The organism is Streptomyces sp. NPDC002055, assembly GCF_040296705.1.
Lineage (GTDB): Bacteria > Actinomycetota > Actinomycetes > Streptomycetales > Streptomycetaceae > Streptomyces.
Genome location: NZ_JBEOXS010000077.1, coordinates 1 through 15151 on the forward strand (window position 1 = coordinate 1; position 15151 = coordinate 15151).

Annotated in this window: 17 protein-coding genes and 1 pseudogene; 11 read left to right on the plus strand and 7 right to left on the minus strand. The window is 70.5% G+C overall.

The window, feature by feature from the left end; genetic code table 11:
- Positions 1 to 789: serine/threonine kinase C-terminal domain-containing protein (locus ABT112_RS31025; RefSeq protein ID WP_502975498.1), on the plus strand; the 789-nt coding region annotated here is incomplete at its 5' end.
- A gap of 188 nt (positions 790 to 977) precedes the next feature.
- Positions 978 to 1289: a hypothetical protein gene (locus tag ABT112_RS31030; protein WP_351515122.1), complete on the plus strand. Its 312-nt coding sequence runs from the start codon at positions 978 to 980 to the stop codon at positions 1287 to 1289.
- Between the two features lie 265 nt (positions 1290 to 1554).
- Here ABT112_RS31030 and ABT112_RS31035 read toward each other — a convergent pair whose 3' ends face one another.
- Positions 1555 to 1743: a hypothetical protein gene (locus ABT112_RS31035; RefSeq protein ID WP_351515123.1), complete on the minus strand. Its 189-nt coding sequence runs from the start codon at positions 1741 to 1743 to the stop codon at positions 1555 to 1557.
- On the minus strand, positions 1740 to 2132 hold the full coding sequence (locus ABT112_RS31040) for a DUF6415 family natural product biosynthesis protein (RefSeq protein ID WP_351515124.1): 393 nt from the start codon (positions 2130 to 2132) through the stop codon (positions 1740 to 1742). The genes ABT112_RS31035 and ABT112_RS31040 overlap by 4 nt, the downstream gene beginning before the upstream one ends.
- 135 nt (positions 2133 to 2267) lie before the next feature.
- On the opposite strand from ABT112_RS31040, the gene ABT112_RS31045 reads away from it, so the two are divergent.
- From ABT112_RS31045 to ABT112_RS31070, 6 genes and pseudogenes are all read left to right on the plus strand, one after another.
- A complete protein-coding gene (locus ABT112_RS31045) occupies positions 2268 to 3647 on the plus strand; it encodes an NsdA family TPR-like regulatory protein (protein WP_351515125.1) in 1380 nt (459 codons plus the stop codon).
- 124 nt (positions 3648 to 3771) lie between these two features.
- Positions 3772 to 4812 carry a Zn-ribbon domain-containing OB-fold protein gene (locus ABT112_RS31050; protein ID WP_502975499.1) on the plus strand — a complete coding sequence of 347 codons (1041 nt, stop codon included), beginning with the start codon at positions 3772 to 3774 and terminating at the stop codon, positions 4810 to 4812.
- A 222-nt stretch (positions 4813 to 5034) separates the two neighbouring features.
- Positions 5035 to 5439 (plus strand): annotated as a pseudogene (locus ABT112_RS31055) (MaoC/PaaZ C-terminal domain-containing protein); the annotation flags it as partial.
- Positions 5440 to 5642: 203 nt separating this feature from the next.
- Positions 5643 to 6809 (plus strand): lipid-transfer protein, encoded by a 1167-nt coding sequence (locus ABT112_RS31060; RefSeq protein WP_351515126.1) that lies wholly within the window; start codon positions 5643 to 5645, stop codon positions 6807 to 6809.
- Between the two features lie 63 nt (positions 6810 to 6872).
- The gene (locus tag ABT112_RS31065) at positions 6873 to 7757 is read left to right on the plus strand and encodes a DUF1906 domain-containing protein (protein WP_351515127.1); all 885 of its coding nucleotides are present in this window, start codon (positions 6873 to 6875) and stop codon (positions 7755 to 7757) included.
- Positions 7758 to 7940: 183 nt separating this feature from the next.
- Positions 7941 to 8498, plus strand: coding sequence for a SigE family RNA polymerase sigma factor (locus tag ABT112_RS31070; protein WP_351515128.1), 558 nt, complete (start codon positions 7941 to 7943; stop codon positions 8496 to 8498).
- 30 nt (positions 8499 to 8528) lie between these two features.
- Here the strand turns inward: ABT112_RS31070 and ABT112_RS31075 are convergent, their stop codons facing one another.
- The 4 genes from ABT112_RS31075 to ABT112_RS31090 all read right to left on the minus strand — a co-directional run bounded on the left by ABT112_RS31075 (position 8529) and on the right by ABT112_RS31090 (position 11592).
- Positions 8529 to 9668, minus strand: a complete 1140-nt coding sequence (locus tag ABT112_RS31075; RefSeq protein WP_351515129.1) for a methyltransferase domain-containing protein — start codon at positions 9666 to 9668, stop codon at positions 8529 to 8531.
- Positions 9655 to 10551, minus strand: coding sequence for a radical SAM/SPASM domain-containing protein (locus tag ABT112_RS31080; protein ID WP_351515130.1), 897 nt, complete (start codon positions 10549 to 10551; stop codon positions 9655 to 9657). The genes ABT112_RS31075 and ABT112_RS31080 overlap by 14 nt, the downstream gene beginning before the upstream one ends.
- Positions 10552 to 10645: 94 nt before the next feature.
- The gene (locus ABT112_RS31085; RefSeq protein ID WP_351515131.1) at positions 10646 to 11161 is read right to left on the minus strand and encodes a hypothetical protein; all 516 of its coding nucleotides are present in this window, start codon (positions 11159 to 11161) and stop codon (positions 10646 to 10648) included.
- Entirely contained in the window at positions 11158 to 11592 is a 435-nt protein-coding gene (locus tag ABT112_RS31090; protein ID WP_351515132.1) for an ATP-binding protein, read from the minus strand. The genes ABT112_RS31085 and ABT112_RS31090 overlap by 4 nt, the downstream gene beginning before the upstream one ends.
- 231 nt (positions 11593 to 11823) lie before the next feature.
- Between ABT112_RS31090 and ABT112_RS31095 the strand changes: the two genes are divergently transcribed.
- The 3 genes from ABT112_RS31095 (at position 11824) to ABT112_RS31105 (ending at position 13447) form a co-directional block, all read left to right on the plus strand.
- The gene (locus ABT112_RS31095; protein ID WP_351515133.1) at positions 11824 to 12693 is read left to right on the plus strand and encodes a helix-turn-helix domain-containing protein; all 870 of its coding nucleotides are present in this window, start codon (positions 11824 to 11826) and stop codon (positions 12691 to 12693) included.
- Positions 12686 to 12922 carry a DUF397 domain-containing protein gene (locus ABT112_RS31100; protein ID WP_351515134.1) on the plus strand — a complete coding sequence of 79 codons (237 nt, stop codon included), beginning with the start codon at positions 12686 to 12688 and terminating at the stop codon, positions 12920 to 12922. The genes ABT112_RS31095 and ABT112_RS31100 overlap by 8 nt, the downstream gene beginning before the upstream one ends.
- A gap of 303 nt (positions 12923 to 13225) precedes the next feature.
- Positions 13226 to 13447, plus strand: a complete 222-nt coding sequence (locus ABT112_RS31105; protein WP_351515135.1) for a DUF397 domain-containing protein — start codon at positions 13226 to 13228, stop codon at positions 13445 to 13447.
- 178 nt (positions 13448 to 13625) lie between these two features.
- Here ABT112_RS31105 and ABT112_RS31110 read toward each other — a convergent pair whose 3' ends face one another.
- A complete protein-coding gene (locus ABT112_RS31110; protein ID WP_502975500.1) occupies positions 13626 to 15020 on the minus strand; it encodes an NsdA family TPR-like regulatory protein in 1395 nt (464 codons plus the stop codon).
- Between the last annotated feature and the right edge of the window lie 131 nt (positions 15021 to 15151).

The window sequence follows — 15151 nt, forward strand, 5'->3', positions numbered from 1 at the left end:
CAGCCGCAAGACTCCGCGACCCCGGCCGGGACGCCCCCGGTGCCGGCGGCGGGGACCGTGGCCCACGCGGCTCCGGATTCCGCGGCGCCGGTCCCGGATCAGCCGACTCCCCCGGCGCCGACGGCGCCCATCGCCTCGGCACCCGACGCCACGGCCCCGTCCGGCGGGGCCCCGCGGCGGCGTGGCCGGCGGGCGGCACTGCTGTCCCTGGCCGTCGTCGCCCTCGCGGCGGCGGGCGCCGGCGGTGCTCTGCTGGTGAACACCTCCGGGGACACGACGGCGCCGCCGGCCACCGGCAGCAGCTCCAGCAGCTCCAGCGGCTCCCCGCACGCCGCCCCCTCGCCCGTGCCCGACGGCTTCCGGCTCCGCGAGCTGGGCAACGGCGCGGCCGTGCCGGTGCCGGAGGACTGGAAGCGGACCGCCACCAGCAACGGCGAGATCGCCCATGTCGACCCCTCCGGCCTGGTGGGGATCCGTATCGAGGCGAACCGCTTCGCCGGGACCGATCCGTTGAAGCACTGGCGGGACGTCGAGGAGGAGCAGACGCGCCGCGACAACCCGAACTACCAGCGGGTGCAGATGAACGCGACGACCTTCCGCGGGCAGCGGGCCGGCTACTGGGAGTTCACCTTCACCGGCAGGGTCCGGAAGTACCGGGCCGTGGAGCTGGCCTTCAACGGCCCCGACGACACCCGGTATGTGATCTTCCTCAGCGCCCCCGCGGAGGACTGGACCAAGTACCGCCCGGTCTTCGACCGGACCGTCGACGGCTTCCGCTTCCCGAAGTAGCGCCCTGGGGGCACCGGTTCGGGTGGTGCGGGAGAGGTTTACCGCTAACTCCTCACGCCTGCGGGCGAATCGGTGCGGTGGGGCGGTTCGGCAGTGGTCGGATGGGCACCTTTGCCTCCGCGACGTCGTACCCGAGGCACCGGCCAACCGCCTCACCGCACCCTGCACTTCCCTTCTGGAGGACCTCCATGCCGAGCATCCGTACCGCACGCACCCTCGCCGCGGTCGCCTCGCTGCCCCTCGCCGCCGTGCTCTTCACTGGCGGGGCGCAGGCCGACAACGGCCCCGGTGCGGGCAACGGATCGAATGCCGGCACCGCCGGCATGGCCGAAAGCGGTGTGGCGGGCACCAACAGCGGCAACTCCACCACGACCCAGCAGGTCTCCACCGGCGCCGGGGCGTCGAACCAGAACAACTCCGCGGGTGTGGTCGGCCCCGGCCCGGCCACGGTCACCCAGTCCCAGACCGGCGCGACGGTCAACTTCTCCCAGATGAAGTGACCGGCTTCTCCTGGATGACGTGACCGGCGCGATGAACCGGCCCGCATGACCCGGCCGAGGTGATCGGCTGCCTCCCAGCAGCCGTGCGGGAGCGGGCGAGAGGCTGCACGACGACCCCCCGAAGTCGTCGTGCAGCCTCTTTTTCGGATCCGCTTGCCCATGGCCCCGTCGGCGGCTCTCGGTGCCCGTGGACCCGCCGGCGGCAGGCGCGAGCACGCAAGGACCCGCCGGCGGCGAGGGGGACCGGCCGCCGACGGGCCCGGTTCTAGGTGCGGCGCCGCTGGTAGACGGGGCCGCCGCTCTTGGCCGGGTCGAAGGGCCGGAGCCGGTAGATGCGCATGCACTCGGGACAGGCGTAGAGGATGGCGCCGGGGCCGCTGCCGGTTTCGATCAGGGCGATGAGGGTGGGTTGACCGGTGCGGCCCTGGTGCCAGTTGCACAGCCGCTCGGTCATGACCCCTCCCGGTGCCGGTGGTGGACGAGCAGCCACTGGCAGTCGCGGGCGAGCTGGGTCACCTGGACGTGCGCGGCCAGAGGACGGTCGCCGAGGCTTTGCTTCATCTGGCGTCCGATGCCGTCGAGCCGGGCCCGGCACTGGTACCACGTGAGGCTGCCGCGCCAGAGCCGGTCGGCGGCGGCCTCGGCGTCGGGGAGCAGCAGGTTGATGTGTCCGCGGAGCAGTGCCTCCAGCTCGGTCAGCTCGTCCATGACGAGTCGGCCGGTGCCGGTCCGCAGGGCGCGGTCGATCGTGGCCTGAATCGTGGTCGCGTCGATCGGTTTCGCTGCGCTTGGCGGCGCATCGGTGGCCAGTTGTGCTGGTCCATGTCTCTCGTCGGACGTCACCGCGGCCTCCCGGGCTGCCGTGTGTGCATGGGTCGGTACGGCGAGTACAACGCGGTCTATGGTGGGACGACTACTGCCGGTGGGGACCGATGGGTTTACCGGGTTTAACGCCCTGCTCAGGAAGGGTGACCGAGCGTGGATGAACCACGTGTGCGCAACGACGCGCTCAAGGACGCCATGCACGAGGCCGGTCTGACGTACGACCAGATGGCCCGCGACGTCCGTGCGGTGGCTGCCGAGTGCGGGGATTCCCTGCGGACGAACAAGTCCGCGGTGGCCCACTGGGTCAGCGGGAAGCGGCCGGAGCCGCAGACAGCCGCCTATGTCGCGGTGGCCCTGTCCCGCAGGCTCGGCCGGACGGTGCTTCCGCACACCCTCGGCCTGCTGCCTGCCGATGCAGACCGGCCCGATGCGCATCTTGGGTTACGTCTCGGGCCCGATCCAGTGGACATGCTGTGCCGACTCGGGGAGGCAGACATCCGACGCCGAAAACTCCTCACCTCCGCCGTCTACTCCGTTGCCGCCGCCGGGCTGCCCCTCGGTGCCGAGCAAGCGATCGAGTACCAGGAGCGCGCCCGTGCCGGCCGCCGTCGGACCGGACGGGCCGAGATCGAGGCGGTGCGGGACATGACCGCCCTGTACACCGCCATTGACGAGCGGCACGGCGGACAACACGGCCGGTCCGCCGTCGTGCAGTACCTCACCAGCGATGTCGCCGCCCTGTGCCGCGCGGAGTTCGCGAGCGATCAGGACCGGTCGGCCATGCTGTCCGCGGCGGCCGAGGTGGCGTACCTGTGCGGGTGGAAGGCGTACGACGCCTCCGAGCACGGGCTCGCGCAGCGCTACTACCTGCAGGCGTACAGCCTCACCCGCGAGGCCGGGGACGACCTGCACAGCGCGTTCATCCTGCGGATTCTCGCGCACAACGGCATGGACATCCGACGGCCGGAGCACACGCTCGCCCTCGCCGAGGCGGCGCTTTCCCGGGTGAAGGGGAAGGCCGACCCGGCGACCGAGGCCATGTTCGCCGTCACCCGGGCCCGGGCCCTGGCAGTCGCGGGGCGTGGGCGCGAGGCCGTCGCCCAGACGAAGGAAGCGCAGGACTTGGTGCTGCGTGGTGAGGAGGCCGCGCTCCCGAGGTGGGCGGCGCTGTGGGGGTCCGCCCGGGCATGCGTCTCCTCGCACAGCGCGAAGACGCTGAAGGCGCTGGGCGACCACGCGAATGCCGAGCGCCACTACGCGGCAGCCGCACGCGGCCGGAGCGTCGCCCAGCAGCGGATCAACGCACTGACGATCGCGGCGCAGGCCGAACAGCAGGCGGCGCAGGGGCACATCGAGCAGGCGTGTCACACGTGGGGGCAGTCATTGGATCTGCTGGAGGGGGTGCGCTCGGCTCGGGCCGTGGACGCCGTGTCGGGGATGCGGCGGCAGGCGCGGGCGCTGTCGCGGAACGGCGCACGGGCAGTCGCTGACCTGGATGAGCGGGCGAGGAGCTGGCAGTTGGCGTACGCGTAGGAACGTCATCGTCCGACGTCGTCACCCGTCGCAGCCGCTGACCCCGCCCTTGACACTCTCCAGTATCTGACGGACAGTCAGAAACGCGTTTCTCGGGTACGCGGCGGCCGGGAAGGGGTGGGCGGTGACCGAGCGGAGTGCCGGTGACGGCAAGGGCGTCGAGTGTGCCGAGGTCTCCGACGGCACGGGTGGGCACAGAGCGCGCGCCGCGCCGCCCGACGAGCTCCATCAGCGGCTCGTGGCCTACGTGGGGCGTCCGGCGACGGTCGGCGGGGAGGGCCGGGACCTCGTCAACGAGCCGATGATCCGGCACTGGTGCGAGGCGATGGGCGACACCGGCGCCGCCTATCCGGCGGTCGCGCCCCCGGCCATGCTCCAGGCGTGGACCATGGCGGGGCTCTCCGGGCACCAGGGCCGTTCCACCGTGTTCGACGAGCTGTTCGCGCTGCTCGACGACGCCGGGTTCACCTCGATCGTCGCCACCGACTGCGAGCAGGAATATCTGCGTCCGCTCCGCCCCGGGGACCTGATCGGCTACGACTCCGTCATCGAGGCGGTGTCGCCGCGGAAGACCACCAAGCTCGGCACCGGGCACTTCATCACCACCCGGATGGAGATCCGCGCCGGGGGCGAGCTCGCGGGCACCCACCGGTTCCGGGTCCTCAAGTACGCGCCCGTCCGGAAGGCGCCGCCACCGGCCCGCCGCCCCCGCCCGGTGATCAACGCGGACAACCAGGGATTCTGGGACGGGATAGCCCGGCGTGAACTGCTCGTCCAGCGCTGCACCGACTGCGGGGCACTGCGCTTCCCCTGGCTGCCCGGCTGCAACGGCTGCGGCTCCGGGAAGTGGGACACCGTGGCGGCGTCGGGCGCCGGGAGCGTCTATTCGTACGTCGTGATGCACCACCCGCCGTTCCCCGCCTTCTCCGCGCAGCCCGCAGGGGGCACCGGAACGGCGACCGGTGGGGCGGCCGGCGGGGCGGGGCCCTACGCGGTGGCCCTGGTGGAGCTGGCGGAGGGCGTGCGGATGATCAGCAACATCACCGGGGTGCCGTACGACGAGGTGCGCGTCGGGATGCCCGTCGAGCTGGAGTTCCTGGAGGCGGACGAGGAGTTGACCCTGCCCGTGTTCCGGGCGGTGGGGCACGGCCGCGGAGCGCGGTGACGGCGCGGACCCGGGCCCGCGCCGTGCGACGACGCCGCTCGGGGAAGACCGATGCCCCGCGGTCCAACCGACGCCCCGCCGTCCCATGGACACCGCTCCGGAACCGGCGCCACCACCCGGCCCCCCCGGCACCACCACCCGGAAACAGGCCCCGGAATCAGGACCCGGCCCTCATCCCGCCGTCCCCGGCCCCGTAGCCGCACCGCCGACGAAGGAGTCCGTGTGACCGTCCGTGCCACCGCCGGCCCGTGCGCCGGTGACGAACTGCCGCCGCTGACCGTGCCGGTCACCCGCACCCTGATCGTCGCCGGGGCGATCGCCTCCCGCGACTTCCAGGACGTCCACCACGACGCCGAGGCGGCCCGCGCGAAGGGCTCGCCCGACATCTTCATGAACATCCTCACCACCAACGGCCTGGTCGGCCGGTACATCACCGACCACTTCGGGCCCCGGGCGCGGCTGCGGAGGATTGCCATCCGGCTCGGGGCGCCCAACTACCCCGGGGACACGATGGTGCTCAGCGGCACGGTCACCGCCGTGGCCGACGGGACCGCCGAGGTCCGGGTCGTCGGGGCCAACGGGCTCGGCCACCATGTGACCGGCACCGTGACCGTCGAGCTGCCGGACGGGACCCCGGTGGAGGGGGCGCGGCCCGGGCCCGAGGGCGCCCCGCCGGAGCAGCTACAACCGTCGGAGCAGCCACAACCGCAGGAGCAGCCACAACCGCAGGAGCAGCCGCAACCGCCGGATCAGCCACAACCGTCGGACCAGCGGCGACCGCCGGATCTGCGGAACCGGCCCGAACCGCCCGCCCCGTCGGAGCGTGCCCGGTGAGCCTCCGCAGCCGTGACACCCTCGGCGGCCGGGCCGCCATCGCCGGTATCGGCGCGACCGAGTTCTCCAAGGACTCGGGGCGCAGCGAACTGACCCTGGCGGTCGAGGCCGTGCGGGCGGCCCTGGACGACGCGGGGCTCGCACCGTCCGATGTCGACGGGCTGGTCACATTCACCATGGACACCAGCCCGGAGGTCACCGTCGCCCAGGCGGCCGGCATCGGTGAGCTGTCCTTCTTCTCCCGGGTCCACTACGGCGGCGGGGCGGCCTGTGCCACCGTGCAGCAGGCCGCGCTGGCGGTGGCGTCCGGGGTGGCGGAGGTCGTCGTCTGCTACCGCGCGTTCAACGAGCGGTCGGGGCGCCGCTTCGGCTCCGGCGTGCAGCACCGGGCCCCCACGGCGGAGGGCGCCGCCCTCGGCTGGGTGCTGCCGTTCGGGCTGCTGACCCCCGCCTCCTGGGTCGCCATGGCCGCGCGGCGCTACCTCCACACGTTCGGGCTCACGCCCGAGGTCTTCGGGGAGGTCGCCGTGGCCGGGCGCCGGTACGCGGCGACGAATCCGGCCGCCCACTTCCACGGCCGGCCGATCACGCACGCCGAGCACGCCGCGTCCCGCTGGATCGTCGAGCCGCTGCGCCTGCTCGACTGCTGCCAGGAGACCGACGGCGGCCAGGCGCTCGTGGTGACCTCCGTGGAGCGTGCCCGGGACCTGCCGCACCCGCCCGTGGTGATCACCGCCGCCGCCCAGGGCGCCGGCCGTGCCCAGGAGCAGATGACCAGCTTCTACCGGGACGACCTGACCGGGCTGCCCGAGGCCGGGGCGGTCGCCCGCCAGCTGTGGCGGACCGGCGGCCTGGGGCCCGGGGACGTCGATGTGGCGATCCTCTACGACCACTTCACGCCGTTCGTGCTGATGCAGCTGGAGGAGTACGGGTTCTGCGGCCCGGGGGAGGGGGCGGAGTTCCTCGCCTCCGGGGCGCTGCCGGTCAACACGCACGGCGGCCAGCTCGGCGAGGCGTATCTGCACGGGATGAATGGCACAGCCGAGGCGGTCCGGCAACTCCGGGGAACCGCCGTGAACCAGGTGCCGGGCGCCGCGCGGGCCCTGGTGACCGCGGGAACGGGGGTTCCGACCTCGGGGCTGGTGCTTGGTACGGACGGCTGACATCGGGCTCCGGTGTCGCGTGTCTGACGGTGCTTCAGGTCCCGCGGATCGTTCACTCCCCGTATGGGACGACGAACGAAGATCATTCAATATGCCGCCGCGCTGCTGATGGCGCTGGCCGCGATCCTCGGCGGGCTCTTCGGCGGGCCGGCCGCGGCGGCCAAGGACGGCGCTGCCGGACCCGCGGCGTCCAAGGACGGCGCCGACGAGGGGGACCCGCTGGCGCCGGAGGTGGAGGTCTTCACCGGCCGGGGGTTCGACACCTGCGAGGCCCCGTCGCTGGGCGCGATGAGCGCCTGGCGGAAGTCCCAGTACCGGGCCGTCGGCGTCTACATCGGCGGCCGGGGCCGGGCCTGCAAACAGCAGGTCAACCTGGGGCCGCGCTGGGTGCGGAGCGTGCACGACGAGGGCTGGAGCATCCTGCCGCTGTACGTCGGGTCGCAGTCCCCCTGTGTGCACAGCGGCAGCAAGCAGAACGTGATCATCGACGCCGAACCCTGGTACCAGGGCGCCGAGGAGGGGCGGGACGCGGTGCTGAGCGCCGTCGCCCTCGGCATGCGGGAGAACAGCCCCATCTACCTCGACATGGAGGCGTACGACCAGAACGACCCCGAGTGCGCGGACACCACGCTCTCCTTCGTCCAGGGCTGGAACAACGAGGTCCGCCGCCAGGGCTTCCTGCCGGGCTTCTACAGCAGCTCCACCTCCGGCGTGCGGCACATGGACACCCTGCGGGCGTCCGGCGTGCAGGACCTCCCCGAGATCATGTGGTTCGCCCGCTGGGACATCCCGGGATCAGTGGAGGACGAGCCGTCGCTCGCCGACGACGCCTGGACCCCGCACCGCCGGATCCACCAGTACGCGGGCAACGTCACCGAGGAGTACGGCGGGGTGACGATGAAGATCGACCGCAATATGGTGGACGCGCCCGTCGCGGTCATCGAGTGACCCCGGGCCGCCGACCCCTCCGCCCGGCCGGAGTCCACCCGGCGCGCCGGTCCCCGACTCCGGCCGCCCGGACCTCCACCTGAGGGAGGTCGGAGCCGCCGCGACCGTACAACCTGAGGCTGATCCCCCTTCGGCACCTCCGGCCGATCCCCGCACACCTCCCTCGCTCCTAGCGTTGTGCGCATGACCACGCCTGTCTGCACCAGCGCATCCGCTGCCGTGTATCCGTCCTTCTCGTCGGCTGCCGTGTACCCGTCGTTCTCGTCGTACGTGCGAGCCCGCGGACCGGTGCTGCTGCGCACCGCCCGCTCGCTGACCGCCAACCCGTGCGACGCGGAGGACCTGCTGCAGACCGCGCTGACCAAGACGTACCTCGCGTGGGAGCGGATCGAGGACCACCGGGCGCTCGACGGGTACGTCCGCCGGGCGCTGGTGAACACCCGGACCTCGCAGTGGCGCAAGCGCAAGGTCGACGAGTTCGCCTGCGACGACCTCCCGGAGCGGGAGACCGCCCCGGCCCCGGACCCGGCCGAGCACCAGGTGCTGCGGGACGCGATGTGGCGGGCGATCCTCCGGCTGCCCGACCGCCAGCGCGCCATGGTCGTCCTCCGCTACTACGAGGACCTGAGCGAGGCGCAGACCGCCGAGCTGCTGGGGGTCTCGGTCGGCACGGTCAAGAGCGCCGTCTCCCGGGCCCTGTCGAAACTGCGCGACGACCCGGAGATCGGCCAAGCGGCCTGACGGCCGCTGGGCATTTCCTCAGTGAGGTGATCAGCTCAGCTTCACATGCCAGTCGCCCCGGGCGATGATCGTCGTCCCGTCCGGCTTGATGAAGACCTGCGCGCCCCGTACCGGTAGCTCGCCATGGGTGAGCCAGTGGCTACGGCATGCGTCGAGCAGGGGCCACAGGCGCCGTGGTCCGCCCTGGTGGACCGTCGGCCACGAGTCGCCCACCGAGGTGGCGCGGGCCCACGAGCCGTCGGGGTGCGCCATGATCGCACCGCGTTCCTCGCCGTGCTCCCAGTACTCGTGCTCGATCCCGGGCGCCGTGAGCTCGAGCATGCTCGACAGGTCCCACGCGTTCGCCACGTCGACAACCGGGTACTGGCCGACGCACACCTCGTCGCCGTCGGTGCTCTTCGCGATGGTGTGCACGTTCTCCGCACCGGGCGGATAGTCGCTGTGGGAACGAGCGTGCATGAATCCGGCCCGGTCCCACTCCACACGGCCCGTGGCGCCTCCGTCGGGGTCCTTCTCCGCCGTCACGAGCAGTGACGTGCCCGCCAGGGTGGTCACCAGCCGGCCACCGGAGCACAACGCGGTGAGCCAGCTCGCGGGTACCTTCCGCACAGCGACCGTGGCCACGATCCGATCGAACGAATCGGGGTCGAAGGGGAGATCGCCGGTGGCGTCGAGTGCCTCCACCGTGGGGTTCAGGCCCGCGTGCGCGAGTCGTTCCCGGGCTGCGGCGACCAGGTAGTGGTCGACGTCCACGCTGGTCACCTGCTCGTCGCCCAGCCGTCGGGCGGCGAGGGCGGCCCCGTACCCGCTACCGGTGCCCACATCCAGCACATGGTCGGCGTCATCGATGCGGGCGTGCTGGAACATCTTCACGACCAGACTGGGCAGGGTGGCCGAGGACGTAGGGCGGCCCTTCGGCCGGTCGCCAGGGTCGGCCCGGTCGGCGTGCCACTGTCCTACGCGGGTGACGGGCGAGGCGTCGCGGTACGCGGCGCGCTGCCACGCCTCGGGGTCACTCTGCCCGTCGTGCAGTTCCCACCCTTCGGGGCCCCGTTCCCACCAGCGGGGGATGAACTCGTGCCGCGGGGTCGTGGCGACGGGCCCGCGCCATCGGGAATGACGGTGGGTGGTGGCTTCGGCGAGGCCGATGGCGGCGTCAGACCAGTTCACGCGTAGCTCCGGAAGGCAGGGGTGCGGGGACGAAGGAGTACTTCGGGTTGCACGCGGTCGTGTTGGCAGGATTGCAGTCGCTCGAGTCGTCCGGCGGGCATCCGCCGGCGCTCGGCTCGGGCACGGTGGCGGCGAGCTCGGCCCACCGGTCGCTGTGCAGGATCTCGGCGAGGCGCTGCTCGCGGACGTTCCCGGCGATCATGAAGCGCGAGAGGATGCAGCCGGATACGTCCCCGTCGGGGGAGACCGATACGCGGTGGCGGAAGCAGTGCCCGCACAGTTCGCCGGTGCTGGGCTCGGTCTTGCTCTGGTCCGCGGCGCGGCCGACCTTCCGCGCGCGGTCGATCTGGATGCGCTTGACGCCGAGCTGGCGCAGGTCGGCTGCCGCCTGGTCGACTCGCTGCCCGTCGATGACCTCGACGATGCCGGCGCGCATCGGGATGCCGAGGCGGACGGCTTCGCGGATGTTGGCGCGGGTGCGTTGGAGACTGCCGCGGGAGCGGGTGATCTGCTCGTGCTGCTGGGTGTCGTCGCTGTAGTAGCTGGTCGCGAGGCAGACACCCTTGCGGTTGAGGGAGTTCCACAGCGAGGCCCGGACGTGCGTGAGGTTCGAATAGACCTCGACCCCGAGGCCGGCGTCGAGGGCCTGGTCGATGAACGCGGGCAGGTTCGGCGAGAGGGTCGGTTCTCCTCCGATGAACTGGACCATCGGAATGCCGAGCTCGGCGATATCGGCGATGACCTCGGACCAGTGCTCGGCGGTCATGGCGCCGGAGGGCGTCTGCGGGCTGCTTCCGGTGCAGCAGTGCGTACAGCTGAGCTGGCAGGTGCCGGTGATCTCGCACTCCACGGACTTGACGCCGGGTAAGGCGTTGGCGGTCATGGGCGTTCCCTTCGGTTGGCTGGGTGATCTGTGGTGGCCTCGGGGGTGGCGGTGCTGTCCGGTGGCCGTCACCCCCGAGGCCGGTCGGGGTGGTTCAGAGGATGAACGGGGCACAACAGGGCGCTGCGGGCCCGGCCCCTCCGGGGCCGGTGCGGACTCCGGTGACGCCGATGAGGACGCGCCCGGCCTGGGTGGCGCGGTACAAGTAGGCCTTCGTCTGCCACTGGGACGAGCCGGCCGGCAGGGGGTCGAGCCCCAGCGTGATGCCGACTCCTGCGGCCTGGGCGGCCCTGCGCCACTGTGCGCCGGGAGGCGGGACGCGGAGCAGGTAGTCGTCGTGCCCGTAGTCGAGTGCGACCGCGTCGCGGCGCATGACGAGTCGGCTGCCCGAGGTGGTCACGCACTCGTTGGGCGGTGTCAGCCCCAGGCCGGCGGCGATGGCGCGCATGCCCGAGTCGATGCCGGCGGAGCCTTCCCGCTCCTGTGGTTCGGGATGCGTGACGAGCAGGATGGGCGAGGGGAGCCCATGGGGCGGGGCGAGGAGCCACGTGGCGACCGTGACGCGCGCTACGAAGTCGGCTCCCGGCAGCGGTGCCGTTGGGCTGGTCACCTGCTCACTTCCGCCCAGACGATCTTTCCGAACGGACGCTCGTCCACGCCCCACTTCGCGAGGCGGTCCACGATGAACATCCCGCGTCCACGCTGCCGTTCCTCGGACTCCGGTTTTAAGTGCGGGTGCCTGCGCACCGGGTCGTGGACCTCGATGCGGACCCGGTCGGCCGTCACCGTGAGGATCAAGGCGAGAGAGTCGCCCGGTTCGGTCCCGTACCTGATCGAGTTGGTCACCAGCTCGCTGGTGACCAGGACGACGGAGTCAACGTGGGCATCAGGTGCGCCTGGCGCGTGGTAAGCGATGAACTCACGTACGAACTCGCGTGCAGCTCTGGCCGCTTGGGCCTCGCCGCTCAACACCAGGATGGGAGGCGGCCCCAAGGGCGGTGGGTGACAGGCGGGGGGTCTGTCCCACTGTGGCTCGATCATCGGCATCCCTCTGCTTGCGGGGTGACTGGCGGGCGCCCTTGGGCTGGGCGCGCATGACCATGCGTGATCAACAGATCGTGAGCTGATGACTGCTCAGCGCGACCTTGCTACCACCATGCTCCTATCTGTGCCGACTCCGCAACATTGCAAGAAGAGACCGCAGGAATCTTGGAACGTGAGTTCCCTTCGCGGCTCTGCCTGCGCCTCGCAACGTTGTGTCAGAATCCACACATGGCCTCTGCACAGACATCACCGCCGGTCCTCAGGCGGCGACTTGGAGGGTTGCTGCGCCGCTACCGCAAGGAGTCCGGCCGTACCCTCGCGGAGGCTGCAAACGCTCTCGGGTGGGAGAACACGCGACTCAGCCGCGTCGAGACCGGTCAGTACCAGATCAAAGCCGAAGAGGTATCAACCCTCTTGCGCTCGTACGGTGTTGCGCACCAGGAGACCCTTGCGGAGGTGGCCGGCGTCATCAACTCCGGCCACCGGGCATGGTGGGCTGCCTACGCTGACATCCTGCCGAGGACTTACGCAGACAGCATCGCGCTCGAGTCCGAGGCGGTATTGATCCGCTGCTACTTCCCGCAGCTCATCCCTGCTCTGCTCCAAACACCGGCGTATGCGCACGCGATCATCTCAAGCTCGCCTCGCGCTGCCACACAGCGAACCGCTACAGCGCTTGTGCAGGTGAGGCAGGCTCGTAAGGAGATCCTGACCAGACCTGCTGGGCCTACTGAACTGCGTACGGTGATTGACGAGTCCGCGCTATATCCGCGGGCGGGCTCGGCGTCCGACCTGATGCGCGACCAACTTCTCAGTCTGCTCGACATGTCGGAGCGAGAGAACGTCACACTTCGGGTTATGCCACTGGACGCCCCCATTCACTCGGGCTTGACCAGCAACATGACGATCATGGACTTCCGTAGACCTTGGCCGTCCCTGGTCACGGTTGACCACACCCGGGGTGGCGTCTTCCTCGAAGACTCGGAAGACGTGACCGCGTTCACGGAAGTGTTCGATGCCGTCTGTGAATCCGCTCTTCCTTCCGACCAATCCCGCGATCTGATCAAGAAGTACATGAAGGGAACACCACATGCCTGAGACGGCCGCGGTCCGTGCTGCCGACTTGCCTGGAGCTGCCTGGTTCAAGTCCTCTTACAGCGGCTCCGACCAGTCACAATGCGTCGAGGTGGCCGACATCCGGCCGACCCATAGTCGTGTGGCTGTACGAGACTCCAAGGACCCTGCGGGGCCAGTGCTTCTCTTTGCCCCGGATCAGTTCGCCGCGTTCGTGGCCGAGGTCTGTGCCACCGAGTACAACGCCATCTGAAGCGCGCTGGACCTGCGGATGGGCAGGCAGCGAAGGACAGCAGAACGCGCCCCCGCACGGCCATAGACGGCAGTGTGGGGGCGTTTCCTGTGTGCTTGTTTGGGCAGATGGGCTCCTTCTCGGTGCTCGGATTCGAGGGAAACGCAGACCTCGATGACGTTTACGTCGAGAGCCTTGATTCGGCTCTGTACATTGAGATGGCGAAGAGCTGGGCGTCTACCGGGACCCGTTCGAGCGGTTGCGTGGTGTGCGGTGTCGGTAGACGAGCCAGATTGGATTGCAGAGACAAGGGGAGTGCAACACATGAGCCACATTGGTGATGCGGCGACTCTGCCGGTGACCTGGTGGAAGTCCTCGGCGTCCGCCGCGCAGTCCGAGTGCGTCGAGTGCGGCATCATCGATGACCAGCACGTTGCCGTCCGGGATAGCAAGAACCCGAACGGGCCCGCGCTGGTGTTCAGCCGCGCTGCCCTTTCCGCGTTCGCTGCCGCTGCCGCCGCCGGCGAGTTCGGCTGCATCGAGTAAGGGAGAGCCATGCCGTACGCGGCTCGCTCCAGCGCTGTTCAGGGTGGGCCGCCTCCGGTGGACCGAGGCAGGGGGCGGAGCAGGGCAAGCCTTGCTTGGCCCCGACGGGCCGAGCAGCACGCCGAAGCGGGCCGTACAGCGGTTCGGTCTGCTGCCGTGTTCGAGCGCCGCGTACCGGCTACGCGACGCGCTTGCGCCGGGCGAGCTCGATCGCGCGCTCGCTCAGGTCCCGCACGGCCCGGCTTGTCCGGTGGCTGCGCAACCTGCGCCGCATGATCTCGAAGTGCTCATCGGCCCGCGACGAAGACAACCCCTCGTAGTCGTCGAGGAACCTCCCCCAGGTGTCGCACGCCGATTCGAGGTGCCCCATCTCGAGCTGTCGTTGCGCGAGCAGGCCGTTCGCATGGGCACGGCCCTGGCGTTCGGCGGGTGGTCGGACCCTGTTGCTGTCCTGCATGGCCCGCACGGATGCGGGGATGTCGCCCAGGGCGTAGTTCACGCTCGACACGTGGAAGAAGAAGGCCGCCAGATCGTACCCACCGATCGCATCTCGCCGGTTGTCCGCCTTGGAGAGTGCCGATTCCGTTTCCCTGAGGCGCGTGAACGCTTGGCGCCGGTCATCCATGAGGGCGGCCCCGTGAGCCTGCTGACCGACGAGGAACGCTTGCAGGCGCGGCCCTGCCTTGGGGGCCGCTTCCGCTGCGCTGTCGGCCAGTTCGAGAGCCCTACGCGCGTGCTGGAGATTGGCTGCTTGCAGTGCCATTCCGCGGAGCGTCCGGCAGTAGGTGACGTGATCGTTCGCGGCACCGGCCAGATCGAGGGCCCGGCGGTAGTAGCGCTGCCCTAAACCATGGTCACGCTCGTACATGGCCATCCATCCTGTGAGATACACCAGGTCGGAGGCGGCAGCGAGCATGGAGCGCTTCACGCCCTCGGGCGCTTCGGCACGGAGGTACGGGGCAACGGTGTTCACCAGGAACGCCGCAGCCATGGGCCGCGCGTGCGCGCCTCCCAGCTCGTCCAGGATGCTCGCGATGCGTTCCGTCATGGTGCGGACCGTGGCGACTTCGCCCGGACCGATACGCGTGGTCCGACCGTTCGCGTTCGCCTCCTCGCGGTCGACCAGTTCACGGAACGCGGGGACCGGCAACGCTGCCGAATACAGGCTGGTGGCGAGGAACTTGCGCCGTTCAGGGTCCATGTCTGCCCTCCCGGTAGAGACAAGTCCCTCCACAGTGTCCCCTGCGCCGTCACCCGGAACGCCCGAATTGGCCACGGGCCCCGGGAAACCGGCTTCCCCGTGAGTGATGGGCCGGCCGAGCTTTCGGGACAGCGCCTCCAGGATGAGGGGACGAAGGTGTGAGCGCGGGATCGTTCCGGCCAACCACTTGTTCACGTTTGAGTTCGTGCACCCCACGGGCCGCCCAGCTTCGATACCGATGCGGTTGACGGCTGCGGCGAACTGGGCTTGCGTCCAGTCCGCCGCGCTCAACAGGCAGGCCAGCCCAGCGTTCGGCGCCCGGTCGCTCACGGGAGTGCTCCTGTTCTTCGGCGAACTTTCCACACTTTCCATTTCCCGCGCTTGCCACACGGTACCGCTGTGCGTGTCCGTCCGGTTGCGTAGTGCGTGCAAGACCGTGAGGTGAAGGGACAGGCCGAGCCTCCCCTCCCGCAGGCTTCGGCTTTCCCCGGCGGGGGCGGGCA

Bases quoted from the DNA above. Each gene is read 5' to 3' on its own strand.
- ABT112_RS31090 (WP_351515132.1), bottom strand. From the start codon at position 11,592: ATGATCGAGCCACAGTGGGACAGACCCCCCGCCTGTCACCCACCGCCC.
- ABT112_RS31070 (WP_351515128.1), top strand. From the start codon at position 7,941: ATGACCACGCCTGTCTGCACCAGCGCATCCGCTGCCGTGTATCCGTCC.
- ABT112_RS31035 (WP_351515123.1), bottom strand. From the start codon at position 1,743: ATGACCGAGCGGCTGTGCAACTGGCACCAGGGCCGCACCGGTCAACCC.
- ABT112_RS31030 (WP_351515122.1), top strand. From the start codon at position 978: ATGCCGAGCATCCGTACCGCACGCACCCTCGCCGCGGTCGCCTCGCTG.
- ABT112_RS31080 (WP_351515130.1), bottom strand. From the start codon at position 10,551: ATGACCGCCAACGCCTTACCCGGCGTCAAGTCCGTGGAGTGCGAGATC.
- ABT112_RS31100 (WP_351515134.1), top strand. From the start codon at position 12,686: ATGCCTGAGACGGCCGCGGTCCGTGCTGCCGACTTGCCTGGAGCTGCC.
- ABT112_RS31095 (WP_351515133.1), top strand. From the start codon at position 11,824: ATGGCCTCTGCACAGACATCACCGCCGGTCCTCAGGCGGCGACTTGGA.
- ABT112_RS31110 (WP_502975500.1), bottom strand. From the start codon at position 15,020: ATGGAAAGTGTGGAAAGTTCGCCGAAGAACAGGAGCACTCCCGTGAGC.
- ABT112_RS31105 (WP_351515135.1), top strand. From the start codon at position 13,226: ATGAGCCACATTGGTGATGCGGCGACTCTGCCGGTGACCTGGTGGAAG.
- ABT112_RS31065 (WP_351515127.1), top strand. From the start codon at position 6,873: ATGGGACGACGAACGAAGATCATTCAATATGCCGCCGCGCTGCTGATG.